The organism is Micromonospora parva, assembly GCF_040649675.1.
GTDB lineage: Bacteria > Actinomycetota > Actinomycetes > Mycobacteriales > Micromonosporaceae > Micromonospora > Micromonospora parva.
The window spans coordinates 207412-229241 of sequence record NZ_JBEZFX010000003.1 but is presented as its reverse complement, the minus strand read 5'-3'; the positions used below and the strand labels follow the sequence as shown (position 1 = coordinate 229241).

Below are 21830 nucleotides of genomic sequence, written 5' to 3'. Positions count from 1 at the left end.
GCACGGGCGGATACCGGGAGCACGGATCGGGTGAACCGGCCACCGAAACATGATCAGTTGCACGAAGGGATCGCGCCGGTCACAACCGCCCCGCTACCGTACTGGTAACACGCGCGTCGCCGGCCCGGCCCGGAGCATCCGTCGGGTTGGCACGCGCCGGGCATGGGATGGGTCGGTGAGCCATGGCCGGGTCACAGTCCGACGGACGGCTGTCGGAGGTCAAGTTCCTGACCGTCGCGGAGGTGGCGACGGTCATGCGGGTGTCGAAGATGACTGTCTATCGCCTGGTGCACAGCGGTGAGCTCACCGCCGTCCGGGTCGGCCGGTCGTTCCGGGTGCCCGAGCACGCGGTGCACGAATATCTCCGGGGTGCGTTTCAGGAAACCGCCTGAGCCACCACCACACCGCCCGCCACCGCCGGCTGACCGGCATCGGTGAGCGTACGGAGTGAGATCGCGAGCCGCGCAGTCGTGGACCTGAGGCGGCCGCGACGGGGGCGCGTTGGTCCGGCTGACGCCCTCCGGCTACCCTGGAGCCCGACCGAGACCCCACAGGTGCGCCCCGCCGCCCAGACTGGTCCGGTCCGTTGTCCGCAAGCGGTCGCCGTCGCCACCTGCGTGGTGTCATCCGGTCCGCCCCGCACGTTGTATCGAAAGGCTGTCGTATGGGCTCGGTGGTCAAGAAGCGCCGTAAGCGCATGGCTAAGAAGAAGCACCGCAAGCTGCTGCGCAAGACCCGCGTCCAGCGTCGCCGTCTCGGCAAGTGATCGCCGCCGGGCTCAGCGCCCGGCGTGCGTCGCTTGCCAAACTGTCGACCTCCGGAGGCTCAGGTGATCAGGCCGTGGTCGTCCCGGCTCGGTCCATCCTGCCGGCGTAGGTGCGTCAGATGACCCCCGGTGGCACCTCAGGTGCTCCGGGGGTCGTCGTCGTCACCGGAGTGGGCCGTTACCTGGGTGCCCACGTGGCGGCCCGACTGGCCGCCGACCCCCGCATCGAACGGGTCATCGGGGTGGACGCACCGGACGCCGGCACCGAGTTCCCCGACCTGCTGGACCGGGTCGAACGGATCCGCGTCGACAGCGGAGCGCTCGGTGGCCTCCTCGCCGACCTGGACGTCGACGCGGTGGTGCACCTCGCGCTGGTCACCTCACCCGACCCGCAGCACGGCGGCCGGTCCGCGATGAAGGACCAGAACGTCATCGGCAGCATGCAGATGCTCGCCGCCTGCCAGCGGGCACCCCGGCTGCGCAAGCTCGTGGTCCGCTCGTCGACCGCCGCGTACGGGGTGTCGTTCCGGGATCCTGCGGTCTTCACCGAGGAGACCGAGCCCCGCGAGGTGCCGCGCGGCGGTTTCGGCCGCGACATCCTCGACCTGGAGGGGTACGTCCGTGGCTTCCGGCGCCGCCGGCCCGACGTCACCGCCACGGTGCTGCGCTTCGCCCCGTTCATCGGCTCGACCGCCGACACCACGCTGACCCGTTACTTCTCGCAGCCGTTCGTGCCGACGGTCTTCGGCCGCGACCCCCGCCTGCAGTTCCTGCACTTCGACGACGCATTGGAGGTGCTGCACCGGTCAATCGTGGAGGACCATCCGGGCACGTACAACGTCGCTGGTCCGGGGGTGCTGTCGCTGTCCCAGGCGATCCGGCGGGCCGGCCGGGTCGCCGTGCCGGTGCTGGAGCCGGGTCTGTCGGGGGCCGCCGCGCTGGCCCGCACCATGGGCTTCGGCCGCTACGGCCTGGACCAGGTCGACCTCTTCGTGCACGGCCGGGTGGTCGACACCAGCCGGCTGGAGCAGGAGTACGGCTTCACACCCCGGTCGACAGCCGCCGCCTTCGAGGACTTCATCCGCGCCCATCACGGCGGGGTGGTGGTCACCCGGGATCAGCTGGCCGCCGCCGAGAAACTCGTCCTGGACGGCATCCGGCAGGTCCGATCAGCCATGCGGGAGCGGTCATCGTGAGCGCGAGGAGTGAGCCGGGTTTGCGAGCCCCGCAGTCGCGAACAGAGGTGGCGCTGTGAGTGCACCGGAGGAGGGGCGCGACCCGCAGTCGGTCGGGCGTTTCGACGTACCCCAGCAGGTGCCCGGGCCGGATGCGGAGCCGGCGCGGCGCAACGGACACCGGCCGGCCGCGCAGGCCGCGCCGACCCCGGCAGCGCCCCCGACTCCGGCCGACCGGGTCGACGCCGGGCCGCCCGCGGCCACCGGGCCGGCGGTGGCGGACCGGCCGGGGGACCACTGGGACCGCAAGGTCGCGAACGGGTTGGCGTTTCTGCGCCGGCGGCTCGCCGGTGACTACGAGGTCGACGAGTTCGGGTTCGACTCGGAGTTGACCGACGCGGTCTTCCACCCGTTGCTGCGGGTGCTCTACCGGGACTGGTTCCGCACCGAGGTCAGCGGGGTGGAGCATGTGCCAGTGGACGGGCCCGCCCTGGTGGTCGGCAACCATTCCGGGACGGTGGCGCTGGACGCCCTGATTCTCTCCGCAGCGCTGCACGACAAGCATCCCGCCCACCGTTACCTGCGGTTGCTTGGCGCCGACCTGGTCTTCCGGATGCCTGTCGTCTCCGAGTTGGCCCGCAAGACCGGCGGCACGGTGGCCTGCAACCCGGATGCGGAGCGGCTGCTCGGCGGCGGCGATCTGGTCGGGGTGTTCCCGGAGGGTTTCAAGGGCATCGGGAAGCTCTACGCCGACCGGTACAAGCTGCAACGCTTCGGGCGGGGCGGGTTCGTCTCGGCGGCGCTGCGCACCGGCACCCCGATCGTGCCCGTCGCCATCGTCGGCGGCGAGGAGATCTACCCGATGCTCGCCGACATCAAGCCGCTGGCGCGGCTGCTCAAGCTGCCGTACTTCCCGGTCACGCCGACGTTCCCGTTGCTCGGCCCGCTGGGCATGGTGCCGCTGCCCAGCAAGTGGCTGATCGAGTTCTGCCCGCCGATCCCCACCGCCCACCTGACCGACTCGGCGGATGACCCGCTGGTGGTCTTCAACCTCGCCGACCAGGTGCGGGAGACCATCCAGCAGACCCTGCACACGTTGCTGGAGCGACGGCCCGACCCGTTCGGCCCGTAGCCGGCGGTCCTCAGCCGGCGCGCCGGCGGCGCTGGAGGGCCAGGCCGGCGGTGACCGCGCCGGCGACCAGCCCGGCCGCGGCAGTCGACGGTACGGCGATCTTGACCGCTCGCCGGCCGGTGCGGAAGTCCCGTACCTCCCAGCCGTGCTGGCGGGCCTGCCGCAGCAGAACGCCGTCCGGGTTGACGGCGACCGCCCGCCCCACCACGGAGAGCAGCGGCAGGTCGTTCGCCGAGTCGCTGTAGGCCGCGCAGCGGGTCAGGTCGAGCCCTTCCACAGCAGCGAGCTGGGTGACCGCCTCGGCCTTGGCCGGTCCGTGCATCAGGTCACCCACCAACCGCCCGGTGTACGCCCCGTCCACCACCTCGGCCACCGTGCCGATGGCACCGGTCAGGCCGAGTCGGGCGGCGATCACCCGGCCGATCTCGACGGGGGCGGCGCTGACCAGCCAGACCCGCTGACCGGCGTCCAGGTGACGCTGCGCGAGCTGGTGTGTGCCGGCCCAGATCCGGGGGGCCATCAGCTCGTCGAAGATCTCCTCGGCGAGGTGTTCGACCTCGTTGACCCGCCAGCCTTCGACGAAGGCCAGCGCCGCCTCCTTGGCCAGTGACATGTCACCGGCGTGTTCCCGGGCGAGCAGCCGAAAACGGAGCTGCTGCCAGGCGAACCGGGCCAGGTCGGCGGTGGTCACGTAGTTCCGGGAGGCGAGCCCACGGGCGAACCAGTAGATCGAGGCGCCCTGCATCATCGTGTTGTCCACGTCGAAGAACGCCGCGCCGGTCGGGTCTGGTGCGCTGACCGCGGCCAGGTCGGTGTCCGCCCAGCCGGCGGTGTGCCCCTCGGCGTCGGTGCTGACCGTCACCTTACGGCTGCGCGCCACGCGATTCCCTTCCTTCCCGGTGCGACTGATGCTCCCTGGCGAGGGTATCCGCCGCAGACGGTCGACCGGCCGGGCACACAGCGAACTGTGGCGCGGCCGGTCGGACGTGCGGTATAGGGGCGCGGGTCAGCGATCGCCGGGGCAGGCGCTCGGGGCCGGGCCGAGGGCGTCGCTGGCGGCCGGTGCCGGCAGGCCGCAGGCGATTGCCGCGCGCAGGTCGTCCGAGCGTTCCCGGATGCTGTCCAGCAGCAGCAGTGACCGGTGGGTCCGGTCCCGGTCGACGCGGGTGCTCCCGTCGAGCAGGCCGCGTACCGCCCGGCGCTGGCTCGACACGAAGGTGTTGAGGGTGTCCAGGCTGCCGGGCTCGGCTCGTTGCACAGCGGCCGAGGTCAGCAGGCGAACGCCCTGCCGGGTGTCGGCGTCCATGTCGTCGAGGACCGCGCTGTAGCCGATCCGGTCGCCGCGCAGCTTGGCGGCTTCGCCGAGTCTGGTCCGGGCGAAGTCCAGGAAGAGTTGCCCTCGGCTGATGTCCGAGCTGGCCAGGGCGAGCTGTGCCCGTTCGGTGGAGCGCTTCATGCCGTACAGCGCGTCACCGGGCACCGCGTTCTCGCTGGCGGCGGAGATCCCGGAGACGGCGATCGCCCCGGCGGCGATGCCGACCAGGATCGCGCCCCGGGCTCGGGCCCGCCGGGCGGTGACCGCCGGCAGCAGCCGTCCTCGGGTGGTGGCGAGCCGCCCCCGGGTGGTCGTGGCTGCCGGTTCGCCGGCCGTCGCCGGTGTGCTGCCCAGCCCTTCCCGCTCGGCCGTCGCGAGCAGCATCGCCCGCAGGCCGGTGCGGAAGTCCTGGTCCACCTCGACAGCCGGGGGGTCGACGCTGAGCCGCTGACCCACTGCGACGAGCGGCGCGAGGTGGCCGTCCACCCGGGATCGCACGTGGTGTCGCCGAGCGCCGTTGGCCTCGTCGAGAAGCTGCGCGAAGCGCTCCGCGCGCCGGCGGGAGAAGAGGGTGTTGTCCACCGCAGGCACCTCCTCTCGCTGGTCACGGCCGGTCGGCCGCCGTCGTTGCCAGCGACCGGGCGGCAGTGTGACACCACGGAGGTGAGGTGCCGCCGGCATGCCGGTCGGACCTCGGTGACCCGGACCTGCCGGGACATCCACCGGTCGCACCCGGAGAAACGCGGCGGGCCGGGCACGGGTTACGGGCCTGGCGGAGCGGAAATTACAGAAAGTGATGGTCATCACCAGGCGGGACCGACCCTGAGCTGCGCGGACGTTGATCGACGCCCGTCGGCCCCGCCGTAACAACCTACGGCTGGAAGCCGTCGGGCAGCAGTCGGGCCAGGGCGCGGACGGCGCGGTACTGGAGGGCCTTGATGGCTCCCTCGTTCTTGCCCATCGCGCGGGCCGTCTCGGCGACCGAGAAGCCCTGGAGGAAGCGGAGCACGATGCACTCCTGCTGCTCCGGGTTGAGCTGCTTGACGGCGGTGAGCAGCGCGACGTTGGTGATGTGCTCCACCACCGCCGCCTCCGGGCTGCCCTCCGGGCCCCGGTCCTCCCGGTCGGCGTCGAGCACGTCGCCGGTGGTGACCTCCAGTCGGTACCGGCCCGACTTGAAGTGGTCAGCGACCAGGTTGCGGGCGATCGTCACCAGCCAGGCGCCGAGGTCGCGGCCCTGCCAGGTGAAGCTGCCGATCCGCTTGAGCGCGCGCAGGAAGGTGTCCGAGGTGAGGTCCTCGGCGAGTTGCCGGTTGCCGACCCGGAAGTAGACGAACCGGAAGACGGTGTCCACGTACCGGTCGTAGATCAGACCGAACGCCTCGGACTCGCCGGCCTGGGCCCGCTCGATCAGCGTCCACACCTCGGTGGCCGGGTCGGACGGGTCCGGTCGGCTCGGGAAACCGGTCGGGGTGGTGGCGGTGGTGGCCGGCACCGCCGGGATCACCGCTGTCTCACCCGCCGCCGGGTCGGTGGTGACCGCCGGTGTGTCGCTTACCCGACGACCCTGCACGGGCATGGCGGGCCGGGACGGTACGGCCACCCGGCCACCGGCCGGCTTCGCGTTCCCGCCGGGCACCGCGGGTCGCGGTGGTGGCTCGTTGTGATGTGGCCGGCTGCGGATCCGATGCGCCGTGCCGTCACCCCGCAGGCCGCCGCCGGGCTGCTCGTCCAGTGGGGCGCGGGCTGCTGGGCGCTCGTTGACGTGGGAGCGGGCCGGCTGACCGGTCAGGCCGACCGGGCGTTCCGCGTAACCGAAGGTGGTCACCGTGTTGCCCCCGTCCCGTCGGTTGCCGGCCGGGCCGGTCTGGGTCTCGTCGGGACGGACCGACCGGGTGACCGGTCGGGCAGGACGGTCGCGGGAACTGCCGACGGGCGGCAGTTCCGCTGGAGGTGCTGGTCCAATGCGCTCACAGGCACGGGGGCCTCCTCGGGCTGAGGGGTGTCGACTCACGGCAAATGGGGTGACCCGACCCGAGTGATGATAGGGCCAACGTCACCCGCGCGTGGCAAGTCCGTTACACAAGGCGGAAGTATTTCCCGCTCCGTCGCACCGATGGCGGACCGGTTGTCCGTCGTGTGCGATTGACTTTCCGTCGGCACGGTGTTCCAGGGTGGATGCCCAGGTGGGAGGCGTCCGCCCGTTCGGTTGGCCCGACACGCCGGCCGGTCGGGTGGGGGCGACCGAACTGCCTCTGATCGGCATCGCACGTCCCATCGACAGGACCTGATCGGACCGCCGATGGCACACCGGACAGTCCCGTGCATGGGACTGTCGCGGTGCCGCCCCCGCGGGTCCGCCCCGACCGCCGGGCGTGGCCCGTCGCCGTGCGCTGTGCCAGACTCGACCACCGTGCCGGACCTCTCGGAAAGCCCCGCGCCGAACCTCGCCGACCGGGTCCGCCGGGCGGCCCTCGACCGGGCCGACCGGTCCGCGCTGCACTGGCACGAGCACACAGTGAGCTGGTCCGAACTGGACGCCGCTGTGGACGCCGCAGCCCGCGGCCTGTCCGCCGCCGCACCGCCCACCGACCCCGGCGCCACCCCGCCACGCGTCGCCATCGCACTGCCCAACACGCCGGACTTCGTGATCGCCTGGCTGGGCGCCCTGCGGGCCGGGCTGGTGACAGTGCCGGTCAACCCCGGCCTCACCGCCCCGGAACTCCGACACGTGCTGGCCGACTCCGGCGCGTCGGTGCTCGTCGCCACCGACCACGTACGAGGTCTGGTCGCCGACATCGCCGCCGAACTGCCCGCGCTCACCTCCGTGCACGGCACGCCACCGACCGTCGACGCACCCGGGCCGGCACCCCGCCCTCGACGAGGGGGCGCGGACCTGGCGGTACTGCTCTACACCTCCGGCACCGAGGGGCGACCCAAGGGAGCGATGCTGTCGCACCAGGCGCTGCTCGCCAACCACGAACAGGTCGCGCAGATCGAACCGCCGGTGGTCGGGCCGACGGACACCGTTCTCCTCGCGTTGCCGCTGTTTCACGCGTACGGGCTCAACTCGGGGCTCGGTGCTGTCGTGCACCACGGCGCCACCGGCGTGCTGCTCGACGAGCCGGGGCCGACGGCGGGGCTGGACGAGATCGCGCGGCACCGGGTCAGCGTGCTGGTCGGCGTACCGTCGATGTTCCTGACCTGGGCCGGCATGGCCGCGGCCCGGGCGGCGACCGCGTCGGTGCGGGTGGCGGTCTGTGGCGCGGCACCGCTCGAACCCGCTGTCGCGGCGCGCTTCTCCGCTGTCACCGGGCATCAGGTGCACATCGGGTACGGCCTCACCGAGACCGCGCCGGTGCTCACCTCCACCCTGGTCGGCGGCGTGGCCAAGCCCGGTTCGATCGGCCGCCCGCTGCCCGGTGTGCGGCTCCGCCTGGTCGACGCCGACGGGGTGGAGCTGTGGCGCGACGGGCTGGCAGTCCCCGACGACGACCCGGATGAGCTGGACCTCTCCGACGTCGCGCCGGGCACCGACCCGGGGCAGATCGTGGTGTCCGGCCCCAACCTCTTCACCGGGTACTGGCCCGATGGTCGGGGCGGCCCGGCCGCCGACGGGTGGTGGGGCACCGGTGACATCGCGTACGCCGACGAGGACGGAGACCTCTTTCTGGTCGACCGGCTCGGCGACCTGATCCTCGTCAACGGGTTCAACGTCTATCCGCACGAGGTCGAGCTGGTGCTCGCCGGGCATCCCGGGGTGGCCGAGTCGGCGGTACTGGGTGTGCCGCACCCGCGAACCGGCGAGACTGTCCGGGCGTACGTGGTGCCGGCGCAGGGACGACCGGTGACCAGCGAGGAGTTGCTCGCCCACTGCGCGCGGAACCTGGCCCGGTTCAAGTGCCCGACCGCCGTCGAGTTCGTCGACGCCCTGCCACACTCGGCGATCGGCAAGGTACGCAAGACCCAGCTCCGGTCGGCGACGCCGACCGACCGCACGGAGGTAACCGATGGCAACTGACGCCCGACTCGCGCTGATCACCCGACCCGGCTGCCACCTGTGCGACGACGCCAAGGCGGCGCTCGACCGGGTCGTGGCGGTCACCGGCGACAAGTGGGTCGAGTGGGACGTCACCGGCGACGAGGGGCTGGAACGGGAGTACGGGGACCGGCTGCCGGTGGTGATGCTCGACGGCAAGGAGCACGGCTACTGGCGGGTCGAGGAGGACCGGCTGCTGCGGGACCTGACCACGCCGCAGCTCTGAGGGGTGCCTATGGTGCTCTGATGACCCCTGCGCCCCCGCACCTCGTCTGGGACTGGAACGGCACCCTGCTCAACGACCTGAGTCTGGTGGTGTCCGCCACCAACGTCGTGTTCACGAGCCTGGGCGGGCCGACGGTCACCCCGGACGAGCACCGGGTGCGGTTCCGCAGGCCGATCGCCGAGTACTACGCCGAGGTGCTCGGGCAGGCCGTTGACGACGACGAGTTCGGCCGCCTCGACAAGATCTTCCACGAGGCGTACCGCACCGGGCTGACCACCTGTGAGCTGGCCGCCGACGCGCGTGCCGCGATGGCCGCGTGGCCGGGCAGCCAGAGTCTGCTGTCCATGTGGTTCCACGAGGAGCTGGTCCCGACCGTGCACACGTACGGGTTGACCGGCCACTTCACCCGCGTCGACGGGCTGCGGGCCACGGTCGGCGGTGGCAGCAAGACCGAACCGCTCCAGCGGCACCTGGCCGAGCTGGGCGTGGACGGCGCCTCGGTGGTGCTGATCGGCGACTCCATCGACGACGCGGACGCCGCGGTGGCGGTCGGCGGCCGGGCCGTGCTCTACACCGGCGGGTTCACCGACCCGGCCCGGCTGCGCGCCTCCGGCCACCCGGTGGCCGACACCCTCACCGACGCTGTCGCCCTGGCCCGGGAGGTCAGTTCCGCAGGTAGGTGAGGACGGCCAGCACCCGCCGGTGCTGTTCGGTGTCCGGCGGCAGGGTCAGCTTGGTGAAGATGTTGCGCACGTGCTTCTCCACCGCGCCGTCGCTGACCACGAGGGCACGCGCGATGGCGGTGTTCGAGCGCCCCTCGGCCATCAGGGCGAGCACCTCGCGCTCACGGGGGGTCAACTCGCGCAGCGGGTCGTCGCGGCGACGCCGGGCGAAGAGCTGACCGACCACCTCCGGGTCGAGCACCGTGCCGCCGCCCGCCACCCGGCGCAGCGCGTCCAGGAACTCGTCGATCGCCGCCACCCGGTCCTTGAGCAGGTAGCCGATCCCGCCGCCGGCGCCGCCGGTGGTGGCGAGCAGATCATCGGCGTACGAGACCTCGACGTACTGGGACAGCACCAGGATCGGGGTACGCGGCACCAGCCGGCGCGCCTCCACCGCGGCCCGCAGCCCCTCGTCGGTGTGCGACGGCGGCATCCGGACGTCGACGATCGACACGTCGGGCCGGTGCTCGACCACCGCCTCGACCAGGGCGTCACCGTCCCCGACGGCGGCCACCACCTGGTGCCCGCTCTCGGTCAGCAGCCGGACCAGCCCCTCCCGGAGCAGGACGGCGTCGTCGGCGATCACGATGCGCATGGCTGTGTTGTCTACCACGTCCGGCCCGTCGGGGCGGCTCGGCGCGGTGCCCCGGGCGCTCACAGGGGAAGCTCGGCGCGGATCTCGGTGGGGCCGCCGGTCGGGCTGACCACCACCAGTTCGCCACCGGCGGCCCGGACCCGGTCGGCGATGCCGGCCAGCCCGTGGCCCTTCGCCAGGTGCGCCCCGCCCTGCCCGTCGTCGCCCACCCGTACCTGCAGGTGGGTGCCCTGCCGGACCACCGCCACCGTGGCCTCGGTGGCCCGGCTGTGCTTGGCGACGTTGGTGAGCGCCTCGGACACCACGAAGTACGCGGTGTTCTCCACCGCCGGGTCGAGCCGCCCGGCGGGGGTGCCGAGCTGCGGGTCCACCTGGAGCTCGATCGGGATCAGCCCGCGCCCGGCGAGCGCCGCCAAGGCGCTGGGCAGACCCCGGTCGACCAGGATCGGCGGCGCGATGCCCCGGGACAGCGCCCGCAGCTCGGCCAGCGTGTCCCGGGTCTGGGTGACCGCCTCGTCGATGGTGCGCCCGGCCGCCTCCGGATCCGAGGCGAGCTGCATCCGGGCTCGGCTGAGGTCCATCGCCAGCCGGACCAGGCGCTGCTGGGGGCCGTCGTGGATGTCCCGTTCCAGCCGGCGTAGCGCGGAGGCCTCGGCGGACACCGCGGCTCGCTTCTGCTCCTCCAGCACGGTGATCCGGTCGCGCATCTCGGCCACCCCGGTCAGCATGGCCTTGGCGAAGCTGGCCTGCAGCAGCGCGCAGCCCCGCACCACGATCGGCAGGGTGATCAGGAAGAACACCCCGAGCGCGGTGTACAGGCCGATCCGGGCGGTGGTCGAGTCGCCCAGGCCGAGCAACTGCGCCAGGTCCTGGTCACCCTCGCCGTCGGCCCGGGGCAGCGCCCAGTCGTACGCCCAGTAGAGCGAGCCGGTGATGGCCGCGGCCCACCAGGACACCGTCACCACGAAGGTGCCCACCGCCGCGATCAGCCGCAGGATGCCGTGTGCCAGGTCGAGCCAGGACTGGGCGTCCCGCATCGGCACGAAGATCCGCCGCCAGGCGTTCGCGCCGGCCTCGGGCAGCCGGTAGTGCGGCCGGATCCGGGGTTGGTGGAGCACCGCGGGCAGCCGCAGCCGCTCGACGTCGGCCAGCCCACGGGCGGCGTACAGGGTGCCGCTGAGGATCGGTAGGCCGATCACCGTGACCACCAGGCCGATGCCGACCGCGAGGCCGACGACGAGGAGGACGAAGCTGGCCACCGCCAGGGGCAGGCCCAGCACCACGTACCCGGAGTCGACGAAGAGTTGGCGGGGGATGCTCGGTGCCAGCGTCGGTCGGTCGCTGGTGGCGGCAACGGCGGTCATGCCCAAAGGCTAGGCAGCCGGGCGCGGTGTCCCCATCCCGAAACCCCGCCTCTCCTCCGTAGTGCTGCCCCTACCAGCCCCTACCACCGCCGGGACGACCCGGGACAGGGGCCGGCGCGGGATTGGTCAGAGAAGTCGGGATTGAGCAATAATCGCCCGGGCGGTGAGCGGACCAGGCCGTTCAATCGATCTTGTGGGATGGAGGTGCTGGTGCTGTCGCGCCACGCAGCGGCAAGATCGCGATTTGTGCACGTCTTCACAAGCGCCTACGCTGTGACTCCGACGCGCCCTGCTAGCACAGCCGGCAATCTCGGTCGCCAGCGGGAGTCCACAAACGGCCGACCAGCGGAGTTGGCCGAGGATCGCACCGCACGGAGTCTCATGAGTCAGCACCGTCACCCAGGCGCGCCCGGCCGCGCCGGTGCCGTACCGGCGCTCCCGGACCTGCCCGAGGCGACCGTCGCTCGGCTCCCGGAGTACCTGCGCGCGCTGCACAACCTGGCCGACACCGGGCACGAGACGGTCTCCAGCGAAGGCCTCTCCGCCGCCGCCGGGGTCAACTCCGCCAAGCTCCGCAAGGACCTCTCGCACCTCGGCTCGTACGGCACCCGGGGCGTCGGCTACGACGTCGCGCTGCTGATCGAGCAGATCGAGTATGTGCTCGGGCTCACCCAACGCCGGGCTGTCGCCCTGGTCGGCGTGGGTAATCTCGGTCACGCTCTGGCCGGCTACGACGGCTTCGCCAGCCGGGGCTTCCGGATCGCCGCACTGCTCGACGCCGATCCCTCCCGGGTCGGTGAGGAGATCAACGGCCTGGTGGTCCGGCATGTCGACGACCTGCCGACGGTCGCCGCCGAGGAATCCCTGGCGATCGGCGTGATCGCCACCCCGGCAGCCGCCGCCCAGCAGGTCGCCGACCAACTGGTCGCCGTCGGCGTGACGAGCATCCTCAACTTCGCGCCGTGCGTACTCTCGGTTCCGGAGGGGGTCGACGTGCGCAAGGTCGACCTCGCCATCGAGCTGCAGATTCTGTCCTTCCACGAGCACCGCAAGGCGTCGCTGACCGCGCTGCCCGCCACCGGCGGGTCCGCTCTCACCGCTCTGCCCGGCGGGTTCGCGGCCACCGACACCCAGGAGGCGATCGGCACGTGAAACTGCTTGTCGTCGGCGCGTCCTACCGGACCGCCCCGGTCGCCACGCTGGAGCAGCTGGCCGTGCCCCCCGCCGACCTCACCCGCACCCTGGACCGCCTGGTCGCCCAGCCGTACGTGGCCGAGGCGGTGATCGTCTCCACCTGCAACCGGGTGGAGGTGTACGCCGCCGTGTCCGGTTTCCACGGCGGGCTCGGCGACATCTGCGCCGTGCTGGCCGAGCAGGCCGGCAGCTCGCCGACGGCGCTGGCCAGCCACCTGTACGTGCACTACGACACCGCTGCCGTGGACCACGTCTTCCGGGTCGCCACCGGTCTGGACTCGATGGTGGTGGGCGAGGCGCAGATCCTCGGCCAGCTGCGTGACGCGTACCACTGGGCCACCGGCGCCGACTCGGCCGGCCGGCTGCTGCACGAGCTCATGCAGCAGGCGCTGCGGGTCGGCAAGCGGGCGCACGCCGAGACCGGCATCGACCGGGCCGGCCAGAGCGTCGTCACCGCCGCCCTGGAGCTGGCCGCCGGGCACTTCGACGGTGACCTCGTCGGCCGTCCGGCCCTGGTGGTGGGCGCTGGCGCGATGGGTTCGCTCGGGGTGGCCACGCTGTCCCGGCTGGGCGCCGGGCCGCTCATCGTCAGCAACCGGGGTGCCGACCGGGCCGTCCGCCTCGCCGAGTCGTACGGGGCGAGCGCCGCGCCGATGACCGAACTGGCCGACACTCTCTCCACAGTGGACATCGTAGTGGCCGCCACCGCGTCCACTGAACCGGTCCTCACCCGGGCGGTGGTCACCACGGCGCTGGCCGAACGCGACCCGGCCCGGGGCCCGCTGGTCCTGCTCGACCTGGCCGTCCCGCGCGACGTCGAGGAGGGCGTCGCCGAGCTGCCCGGCGTCGAAGTGATCGACATCGACCGGATGGCGGGGCTGCTCGCCGACGGTCCGGCGGCCGCCGACGCCGCAGCCGTCGAACGCATCGTGCTCGGCGAGGTGGAGGGCTTCCTCACCTGGTTGCGCGGCGCCGACGTGGCGCCCACCGTGGCCGCGCTGCGGGGCCGGGCCGACGACGTGGTCAGCGCCGAGCTGCGCCGGCTGGCGCAGCGCCGCCCCGACCTCGGCGACGACCTGCGGGCCGAGGTGGCCCGCACCGTGCACCGGGTCGTGCAACGGCTGCTGCACCAGCCCACCGTCAAGGTCCGCCAGCTGGCCGCGGAGCCCGGCGGCGACCAGTACGCCGCACTGCTGCGCGAGCTGTTCGACCTCGAGGTGCCGCAGACCTCACCGGTCGACACCGTCCCCGACGTGCTGACCCCCGACCTCGGCCTGGCGCTCCCCGGCACCGGCCCGGTGTCCGCTGCCGACACCGCCGAACCGACCCCACCAACCGGAGGTGCGCGATGACCGCCCCCCTGCGCCTCGGCACCCGGGGCAGCACCCTGGCGATGGCCCAGTCCGGCCAGGTCGCCGAGGCGGTGACCGCCGCCACCGGCCGCCCGGTCGAGCTGGTCGAGGTGGTCACCGCGGGCGACCGCTCCACGGCGCCGGTGCACCGGCTGGGCGTCGGGGTGTTCGTCTCCGCCCTGCGCGACGCGCTCACCGCCGGGACGATCGACTTCGCGGTGCACTCGTACAAGGACCTGCCCACGGCCGGCGCCGGCGGGCTGCACATCGCTGCGGTGCCGGCCCGGCAGGACCCGCGCGACGCGTTGGTGGCCCGCGACGGCCGCACCCTCGCCGAGTTGCCGCCCGGTGCCACGGTGGGCACCGGCGCGCTGCGCCGGATCGCCCAGTTGCACGCCCTCGGCCTGCAACTGGAGGTCACCCCGATCCGCGGCAACATCGACACCCGCCTGGGGCGGGTGCTCGGTCCGGACGCCGACCTCGACGCGATCGTCCTGGCCCGGGCCGGTCTGGCCCGCATCGGCCGGACCGACGTGATCACCGAGACGTTGGACCCGATGCTGATGCTGCCCGCCCCCGCTCAGGGTGCGCTGGCCGTGGAGTGCCGGGTCGACGACCAGGACCTGGTCGGGCTGCTCGCGCTGCTCGACCACGCACCGTCGCGTGCCGCGGTCACCGCGGAACGCGCGTTTCTGGCAACCCTGGAGGCCGGGTGCAGCGCACCCGTCGCCGCCTATGCCGAACTCGCCGAAGGCGAGACCGGCGATGAGATCTACCTGCGCGGGGCGGTGATCAGCCCGGACGGCACTCGTGACCTCCGGCTGTCCCGCACCGGAACGCCCGCCGACGCGGCGGAGATCGGTAAGGCACTCGCCGCCGAACTCCTCGACCTCGGCGCCGACTCGATCCTCGGCCACGAAGGACACACCGGCCCGGGGACCCAGCAATTTGGGAGCACAGAATGACCCGCACCCGTAAGCCCGTCGGCCGTATCGCGTTCGTCGGGGCTGGCCCCGGTGACCCGGGCCTGCTGACCCGTCGGGCCCACGACGCCCTGGTCGACGCCGACCAGGTGATCTACGACCGGGGAGTCCCCGAGTCGTTGCTCGCCGTCGTGCGTGCCGAGGCCTCCGACGATGCCGAGTTCACCCCGGCCGAGGGCGCGCCGGGGGATGTGGCGAAGGTGCTGATCTCCGCGGCCCGCTCCGGGCTGAACGCGGTGCACCTGGTCGCCGGCGACCCGTTCGGGCACGACTCGGTGGTCAAGGAGGTGCAGGCGGTGGCCCGCACCGCCGCCCACTTCGAGGTGGTGCCCGGCGTCGGCCAGGCCGAGGGTGTGGCCACCTACGCCGGGGTCCCGCTGCCGGGTGTGCGTACCGCCGCCGACGTCGAGGACGTCAGCGCGCTGGACTTCGAGGCGCTGGCCACGGCGGTCGGTCGGGGCTCGCTCGCGCTCGCCGTGGACGCCGGTGACCTCGCCGCCGTCCGGGACGGGCTGCTCGCCGCCGGGGTCGACGGCACCACCGGTGTCGGGGTGACCGGCGACGGCACCGGCGAGACCCAGTACACGACCACGTCGACGGTGGACAGCTTCGTGGCCGCCGCGCTCGGCTTCACCGGCCGGGTGGTGCTCACCGTCGGTGTCGGGGTGGGGCAGCGCGACAAGCTGAGCTGGTGGGAGAACCGCCCGCTGTACGGCTGGAAGGTGCTCGTACCCCGCACCAAGGAGCAGGCCGGCGCGATGAGCGCCCGGCTGCGCGCGTACGGGGCGATCCCGTGCGAGGTGCCGACCATCGCGGTCGAGCCCCCGCGTACCCCGGCCCAGATGGAGCGGGCGGTCAAGGGCCTGGTCGACGGCCGGTACGCCTGGGTGATCTTCACGTCGGTGAACGCGGTCCGCGCGGTCTGGGAGAAGTTCGCCGAGCACGGCCTCGACGCCCGGCACTTCGGCGGCGTCAAGATCGCCTGCATCGGTGAGGCAACGGCGGACGCGGTCCGCGCGTTCGGCATCCAGCCGGAGCTGATCCCCGCCGGCGAGCAGTCCTCCGAGGGTCTGCTGGCCGAGTTCTCGCCGCACGACGAGATCCTCGACCCGGTGGGCCGGGTGCTGTTGCCGCGCGCCGACATCGCCACCGAGACGCTCGCCGCCGGGCTCACCGAGCGCGGCTGGGAGGTCGACGACGTGACCGCGTACCGGACGGTGCGGGCCGCGCCGCCGCCCGCCGAGATCCGCGACGCGATCAAGTCGGGTGGCTTCGACGCGGTGCTCTTCACCTCGTCCTCCACCGTGCGCAACCTGGTCGGTATCGCCGGGAAGCCGCACGCGCGGACCGTTGTTGCCGTCATTGGGCCCAAGACGGCGGAGACCGCGACGGAGTTCGGCCTGCGGGTCGACGTCCAACCGCCGCACGCCTCGGTGCCCGACCTGGTGGAGGCGCTCGCCGCCTACGCCGTCGAGCTGCGCGAGAAGCTGGCCGCCATGCCGGCCAAGCAGCGCCGTGGCTCGAAGGTTCAGGGCCCGACCGCCCTGCGCTTCCGGTAGTCGTTCGAGGAGGCCCTTCCATGTCGTACCCCGAGATCCGGCCCCGCCGGCTGCGCCGCACCCCGGCGGTCCGCCGCCTGGTGTCCGAGACCCGGGTCGACCCGGCCGAGCTGGTCGTGCCGATGTTCGTCAAGGAAGGGCTCACCGAGCCCCGGGCCATCTCGTCGCTGCCGGGGGTGCTCCAGCACTCCCGGGACTCGCTGCGCAAGGCGGCGGTCGAGGCCGTCCAGGCCGGTGTCGGCGGGATCATGCTCTTCGGCGTACCGGAACAGCGGGACCCGACCGGCTCCGGCGGCATCGACCCGGACGGCATCCTCAACGTGGCCATCCGGGACGTGGTGGCCGAGGTGGGTGACGCCACCGTCGTGATGAGCGACCTGTGCCTCGACGAGTTCACCTCGCACGGGCACTGCGGGCTGCTCACCCCCGACGGCGCTGTCGACAACGACTCCACCCTGGCCGCGTACGCCGAGATGGCGGTGGCCCAGGCCGCCGCGGGGGTCGGCATGGTCGGGCCGTCCGGGATGATGGACGGTCAGGTCGGCGTGGTACGCCGGGCCCTCGACGCCGCCGGGTACCAGGACGTTTCCGTGCTGGCGTACGCCGTGAAGTACGCCTCCGCCTTCTACGGCCCGTTCCGTGAGGCGGTGGAGTCGGCGCTGGAGGGCGACCGGCGCACCTACCAGCAGGACCCGGCCAACCTGCGGGAGTCGCTGCGCGAGGTCGCGCTCGACGTCGCCGAGGGCGCCGACCTGGTGATGGTCAAGCCGGCGCTGCCCTACCTCGACGTGGTGTCGGCGGTGCGGGCCGCAGTGGACGTCCCGGTCGCCGCCTACCAGGTCTCCGGCGAGTACGCGATGGTGGAGGCGGCCGCCGCCAACGGCTGGATCGACCGGGAGCGGGTGATGCTGGAGACGCTCACCTCGATCAAGCGGGCCGGCGCGCAGGTCATCCTCACTTACTGGGCGGTCGAGGCCGCCCAGCTTCTGCGCGAGCGTTACTGACGCTCGTCCTGCCCCTGACTGACTCTGCCCCTGGCCTGGCCACGCGGCCTCCTCGGGCGCGCCGGGCCGTAAGGGCTCGCCCAGCCGGCCGCGCGGAGTCCCGGGCCTCTCGGCCATGACGGCCAGGCTTCTTCGGCCCTCGTACGCGTTGGCCATTCGTCGCGTCGACCTACTCAGCGTGACCAGCCCAGCCGACCCGCCTTCCCTCTATTCCCCCTTTGCTCTGCACCCATGACGGCGACACCCACGGTCCGTTAGCGGTGCATATCGAACTGCAGAGCAAAGGACACGGTCTGCGGTTGGGGGTCTGGTGGCCAGGGTTGAGTTTTGCCTGGTCTGGCCGGTTTCGGTCGCTGCCTGCCGGGTCGACTGGACCAGGCGGCGCGAAATCCATGACACAAAGTAATGATGGCGCTGCCAGAGGTCGCCAACACGGACAGTGGTCGGCGGTACAAGGTGTTATCCACAGGCCGGCTCGTTGTCCACAGGCGCGGCCGGCGGGATTGCGGCAGGCTCCGCCAGGCGGGACGGTGACGGCATGAGCGATTCGTCAGCCGCAGCCGAGCCGGTCCTCCTCAGCGAGCCTTCCGACGTGCCCTGGCCGGCCGGCGGTATCGTCCGCGCGGTCCGCCGTCGCGCTGACCTCAGCCAGCGTGAGCTGGCCCGCTGGGCGGGCGTGCACCACGCCACCATCGGCCGGATCGAGGCCGGCCGGATGGTGCCGAGCATCGTCCTGCTCCGGCGCATCATCGCGGTGGTGGGCTGCCGGTTGGCAGTGGTGGACGAGTTCGGCCGGGTGCTGAAACCGATGCGCGACTGGCAGGACACCCGCAACGGCGCGGAGCGCCGCTACCCATCGCACCTGGACACCATCCTCGACCCCGAGTTGGGGGAGTGGTGGGCGGACATCTACGGGCTGGCCCGCCCGCCGGAGACGTTCTACCGCAATCGGGAGGTCCGGGACGCGATGCGTCGGCGCAGCCAGTGGGAGGTGCGGGTGGCCCAGAACCGGCACCTGTCCCCGCCGCCCTGGCCGCCGCGCGGAGTGCTCTGACCTCGGCACGAGAGAGGCCCGCCGACCCGGTACGGGTCGACGGGCCTCGCCGGAACGCGCGACGTCAGTCGTCGTTGATGATCGTGCCGACCGCGAGCGGATCAGCCAGCCGGAGACCGGGTACGCCGGCAACCAGCAACGTCACCTTCTCGTCCGACTCCCGTTTGCGGTCACCGCGCACTGTCACCGGGAAGGTGACCGACGTCTGCCCGGCGGCGAGCGCCTTGCAGCCCGCGTACGGGTCGAAGTCCGAGCCGGCCTGCGCGGTGACGCCGACGGTCGCGGCACAGAGCAGCACCGGCTGCGACAACGGTCGCGACACGGTGGCGGTGAAGGTGAGCTGCCTCGTGCCCTGGTCGCCCTCGGCCACCGTCGCGTCGGCCACCGTCAACGACGCACGGGACCGGAACCGGGCCACCTGCGGGTCGTGGTCACTGGAACCCCGTGACCCGTCGCCGGTGAACTCCGCCGGCCAGTCGGCGTTGATGTGCGCCGCCCGCACCTGCACCAGGTCGCCGTAGAACGCGTCGTTCACGAACAGGTGATCCAGCGTCTGCGCCTGTCCCTCGAAACTGTACGAGTAGGCGGACGACGGCACCTCGGCGACGAGGTTGTCCCACAGGTTGTGCAGACCCGCCTCGTACAGCGGGGCGAGCTGGTCCGACGGCGTGGGCTGGTCACCCGTCGCGATCGGATCGTCCGGGCGGGGGAAGACGTTCAGGTCCCCGCCGTAGACCACCCGGGCGGACCCGTCGGCCGCCTCGATCGCGGTGACGATCGCCGCACCGTAGCGCGCCTGCTCCCGCCGCTGCCCGACCCGGCTGTCCGGCCCGGACGAGTAGTGGTTGCTGAGCGCGTACAGGGTGAACCGCTCGGCGGAACCCGGCGCGGCGGCAACGCTGAACTTGCCCAACTGCGGGGCACGGGTGAAGACGTTGGTCCCGTCCCGGCCGGTCGAGGTGTCCACATCCGACGGCAGCACCGCGTTGAGGGCCTTCGGGTTCTGCACGTCGGCGTTGGCCGGCAGGCCCGGAGCCCGGTACTGAACGGTCGGTGCCGAGCCCAGCAGCGGGTCGTTCGCCGTCGCGGCGGCCAACGACAGCCGGTCCGTGCGGTACAGGAACGCGGCGGTGATACCCCGGGCGTCCGCGCCGGTGCGGTCATAGGCGGCGGCGTACGCGGGCCCACCGGCCGCCGCCACCGTGAGCGCCAACTCCTGGATGCTGTCCGGAGCGCCGTCGGCGTTGTTGGTGTCGCCGCAGCTCAACGCGGCCCCGGAGACCGTGCAGATGTCCTGGTCCTCGGCCTCCTGCACCAGGATCAGGTCCGGCGCGTGCAGATCCTTGACGATCTGGTCGGCGAGCGCCGCCAACTGCTCGCGGTACTCCGCCTCGCTGCCCGGGACGTAGTCGAACGGCGGGGTGACACCCGGACAGCCGGCGTTACCGGTGAAGTCGCAGCCGTCGAACGGGTCGTCCCGGTAGTCGTACAGGTTCTCCACGTTGTAGGTGGCCACTGCCACCTCCTGGGACCGGTCGGCCGGCTTGGGCGGGTTGTTCTTCGACGGGTCGGCCCCGGCGGCGAACTCCGCCCGCTCGACCTGGACGCCGTACTTCTCGAACGAGTAGTAGACCCCGCCCACCGCGTCCGCCCGCAGCGTGTCGAAGGTGTGCGCCGGCGGGAGCAGCGCGGCGCTGTCCCCGGCGGTGGCCTTCACACCCATGCTGCCGAGCAGCGTCCGCTGGCCGTTACCGTCGTCGAAGCGGCGGGCCGGGTCGTTGTCCAGCGGGTGCGAGTCGCGGAAGACCCGCCGGGAGTACGGGTCGGCGCGGTCCAACAGCGGGTCGTCACGGTCGACCACCCACAGCTCCGCGTCGGCGGTGGAGGAGAAGACGTCCCGGCCGCTCACCGCGCCGCTGCCCGCGCGGATCCGCATCCGGGAGCCCTCGTGCCGCTCCCAGAAGCGCTGCGCGTCGGTCAGCACGGCCGGCGGGACCGCGTCGGTCACCGCGACAGCGGTGTCCACGGCCAGGCCACCGCCGATCCGGCGGACCAGCGACGCACCGGAGAGCTGGGTGAAGTTGTAGTACTCCGACACCCGGGCCCGCAGCACGACCTCGTCGCCGACCGTCGGCACGTAACCGCCGATCAGCGAGGTGAACGCGCCCATGAACACGAAGATCCCGTCGGAACTGGTCGGGTCGCCGTCGGTGTCACCAATGCGGCTCTGCAGGAAGAACCCGTGCTGATCCGCCCCGGCCGAGGTGCGGGCCACTGTCAACTGGGTGATCACGCCGCGGACGTCGTACATCGTGCTGCTCGTGCCGTTGCCGCTCGCCGGCGCGAGCGGTGACCGGTCGGCGGGCCCGGACTCGGCGTCGGTGGTCGGACCCTGCACCTCGCCCACGGTCAGCTCCCGGGTCACCTGCACGGCCAGCGCGCAGCTGGCGGTGCCACCGCCCGCGTCGGTCGCGGTGAGGGTGACGGTGTACGCCCCGGCGGCGAGATCGGCGCTCACCCCGACAGTGGCGCGGGCGGTGCCGCCCACCCCGTCGGCCGGGGTGAACGCGGTACGGGTGATCGAACCGGCGGTCGGCGTCGGGCTGACCGCCGTCACCGCCAGGTCGACGATCGTGTCGTCCGGGTCGGTGCCGGTCACCTCCCGGCTCGCCGCCGTGCCGGCGGCGGTGACAAGGGCGCCGCCGCAGGTCAGCGTGGCCGGTACGTCGACCGGGCCGCCGCCGTCCACGGTGTGCGCGCCCAGCCCGTCGAACGTGTCGACGGGGAAGCCGGCCCACTGGGTAGCAGGGTCGAACGCGTCCGACGGGTCGGTGTCACCGACGGTCACGTTCGGCATCCGGCGCAGGGTGTTGTCAGCGGTGCTGGTGACGCCGGCACCCCACTCGGTGCCCGGGTCGACGCCGACCTGCCCGATCGAGTCGAGCACCGTGCTGCCCCGGCGCAGCACGATCGCGTCGTCGCCGTTGAAGAGGCTCGCCCCGGTGGTCTGATCGGCCTGGGCGAGGATGGCGGCCCCGGCCGAGGCGCTGGCGAACACGAACGCGTCGCCGGCCGCCACGCTGCCGGTCAGGGCGATGGTGGTCGCCGTGGTGGAGCCGTTGAAGTAGAGCTGCAACTGGTAGCCGCCGGCGGTCAGGTCGATGGCGGAACCGGTGCCGTTGAACAGCTCGATCGCCTTGTTGTTCGACGAACCCTCGACGTACTCCGAGATGAACAGGTCGGTGGGCGCGGCGCTGGCCGCGGTGGGTGCGACGCCGAGCGCCGTGACAGTCACGGCGACGGTGGCGGTCGCGAGCGCGGCGATTGAGCGGCGCGGGCGCATAGGGCCT

General features: G+C 72.6%; 19 protein-coding genes. 13 read left to right on the top strand and 6 right to left on the bottom strand.

The window, feature by feature from the left end:
* The first annotated feature begins 182 nt into the window (after positions 1-182).
* The 4 genes from AB0C03_RS09530 (at position 183) to AB0C03_RS09515 (ending at position 3073) form a co-directional block, all read left to right on the top strand.
* The gene (locus AB0C03_RS09530) at positions 183-392 is read left to right on the top strand and encodes a helix-turn-helix domain-containing protein (protein WP_007465625.1); all 210 of its coding nucleotides are present in this window, start codon (positions 183-185) and stop codon (positions 390-392) included.
* A gap of 272 nt (positions 393-664) precedes the next feature.
* Positions 665-766 (top strand): 30S ribosomal protein bS22, encoded by a 102-nt coding sequence (locus tag AB0C03_RS09525; RefSeq protein WP_007465623.1) that lies wholly within the window; start codon positions 665-667, stop codon positions 764-766.
* A 119-nt stretch (positions 767-885) separates the two neighbouring features.
* The gene (locus tag AB0C03_RS09520) at positions 886-1962 is read left to right on the top strand and encodes an NAD-dependent epimerase/dehydratase family protein (protein ID WP_030329729.1); all 1077 of its coding nucleotides are present in this window, start codon (positions 886-888) and stop codon (positions 1960-1962) included.
* A gap of 253 nt (positions 1963-2215) precedes the next feature.
* Positions 2216-3073, top strand: a complete 858-nt coding sequence (locus tag AB0C03_RS09515; RefSeq protein ID WP_030329730.1) for a lysophospholipid acyltransferase family protein — start codon at positions 2216-2218, stop codon at positions 3071-3073.
* Between the two features lie 10 nt (positions 3074-3083).
* Here the strand turns inward: AB0C03_RS09515 and AB0C03_RS09510 are convergent, their stop codons facing one another.
* The 3 genes from AB0C03_RS09510 to AB0C03_RS09500 form a co-directional block, all read right to left on the bottom strand.
* On the bottom strand, positions 3084-3953 hold the full coding sequence (locus tag AB0C03_RS09510; RefSeq protein ID WP_357635784.1) for an HAD family hydrolase: 870 nt from the start codon (positions 3951-3953) through the stop codon (positions 3084-3086).
* A gap of 126 nt (positions 3954-4079) precedes the next feature.
* On the bottom strand, positions 4080-4970 hold the full coding sequence (locus AB0C03_RS09505; protein ID WP_030329734.1) for a DUF5667 domain-containing protein: 891 nt from the start codon (positions 4968-4970) through the stop codon (positions 4080-4082).
* Between the two features lie 289 nt (positions 4971-5259).
* On the bottom strand, positions 5260-6216 hold the full coding sequence (locus tag AB0C03_RS09500; RefSeq protein WP_030329736.1) for an ECF subfamily RNA polymerase sigma factor, BldN family: 957 nt from the start codon (positions 6214-6216) through the stop codon (positions 5260-5262).
* A 498-nt stretch (positions 6217-6714) separates the two neighbouring features.
* Between AB0C03_RS09500 and AB0C03_RS09495 the strand changes: the two genes are divergently transcribed.
* Genes AB0C03_RS09495 through AB0C03_RS09485 form a run of 3 tightly spaced genes read left to right on the top strand, consistent with a single transcriptional unit; the run spans position 6715 to position 9336 of the window.
* The gene (locus AB0C03_RS09495) at positions 6715-8409 is read left to right on the top strand and encodes an AMP-binding protein (protein ID WP_387219852.1); all 1695 of its coding nucleotides are present in this window, start codon (positions 6715-6717) and stop codon (positions 8407-8409) included.
* On the top strand, positions 8399-8653 hold the full coding sequence (locus tag AB0C03_RS09490) for a glutaredoxin family protein (protein WP_030329740.1): 255 nt from the start codon (positions 8399-8401) through the stop codon (positions 8651-8653). The genes AB0C03_RS09495 and AB0C03_RS09490 overlap by 11 nt, the downstream gene beginning before the upstream one ends.
* 20 nt (positions 8654-8673) lie before the next feature.
* Positions 8674-9336, top strand: a complete 663-nt coding sequence (locus AB0C03_RS09485) for an HAD family hydrolase (RefSeq protein WP_030329742.1) — start codon at positions 8674-8676, stop codon at positions 9334-9336.
* On the opposite strand, the gene AB0C03_RS09480 is transcribed toward AB0C03_RS09485, so the two are convergent.
* The gene (locus AB0C03_RS09480; protein ID WP_030329744.1) at positions 9317-9970 is read right to left on the bottom strand and encodes a response regulator transcription factor; all 654 of its coding nucleotides are present in this window, start codon (positions 9968-9970) and stop codon (positions 9317-9319) included. The two genes, AB0C03_RS09485 and AB0C03_RS09480, sit on opposite strands and share 20 nt — an antisense overlap.
* A gap of 59 nt (positions 9971-10029) precedes the next feature.
* Positions 10030-11334, bottom strand: coding sequence for a sensor histidine kinase (locus AB0C03_RS09475; protein WP_030329746.1), 1305 nt, complete (start codon positions 11332-11334; stop codon positions 10030-10032).
* Between the two features lie 381 nt (positions 11335-11715).
* Here AB0C03_RS09475 and AB0C03_RS09470 point away from each other — a divergent pair, with 381 nt between their 5' ends.
* The 6 genes from AB0C03_RS09470 to AB0C03_RS09445 all read left to right on the top strand — a co-directional run bounded on the left by AB0C03_RS09470 (position 11716) and on the right by AB0C03_RS09445 (position 18480).
* Positions 11716-12486 carry a redox-sensing transcriptional repressor Rex gene (locus AB0C03_RS09470; protein ID WP_030329747.1) on the top strand — a complete coding sequence of 257 codons (771 nt, stop codon included), beginning with the start codon at positions 11716-11718 and terminating at the stop codon, positions 12484-12486.
* A complete protein-coding gene (locus tag AB0C03_RS09465) occupies positions 12483-13880 on the top strand; it encodes a glutamyl-tRNA reductase (RefSeq protein WP_030329748.1) in 1398 nt (465 codons plus the stop codon). The genes AB0C03_RS09470 and AB0C03_RS09465 overlap by 4 nt, the downstream gene beginning before the upstream one ends.
* Complete coding sequence (hemC, locus tag AB0C03_RS09460) at positions 13877-14845, top strand: hydroxymethylbilane synthase (protein ID WP_030329749.1); 969 nt, start codon at positions 13877-13879, stop codon at positions 14843-14845. Before AB0C03_RS09465 ends, hemC begins: the two co-directional genes overlap by 4 nt.
* Positions 14842-16422 (top strand): bifunctional uroporphyrinogen-III C-methyltransferase/uroporphyrinogen-III synthase, encoded by a 1581-nt coding sequence (locus AB0C03_RS09455; RefSeq protein WP_030329750.1) that lies wholly within the window; start codon positions 14842-14844, stop codon positions 16420-16422. The genes hemC and AB0C03_RS09455 overlap by 4 nt, the downstream gene beginning before the upstream one ends.
* A gap of 20 nt (positions 16423-16442) precedes the next feature.
* Complete coding sequence (gene hemB / locus AB0C03_RS09450; protein WP_030329752.1) at positions 16443-17426, top strand: porphobilinogen synthase; 984 nt, start codon at positions 16443-16445, stop codon at positions 17424-17426.
* A 538-nt stretch (positions 17427-17964) separates the two neighbouring features.
* A complete protein-coding gene (locus AB0C03_RS09445) occupies positions 17965-18480 on the top strand; it encodes a helix-turn-helix transcriptional regulator (RefSeq protein WP_081883737.1) in 516 nt (171 codons plus the stop codon).
* Between the two features lie 64 nt (positions 18481-18544).
* Here the strand turns inward: AB0C03_RS09445 and AB0C03_RS09440 are convergent, their stop codons facing one another.
* Complete coding sequence (locus AB0C03_RS09440) at positions 18545-21823, bottom strand: lamin tail domain-containing protein (RefSeq protein ID WP_357635771.1); 3279 nt, start codon at positions 21821-21823, stop codon at positions 18545-18547.
* Between the last annotated feature and the right edge of the window lie 7 nt (positions 21824-21830).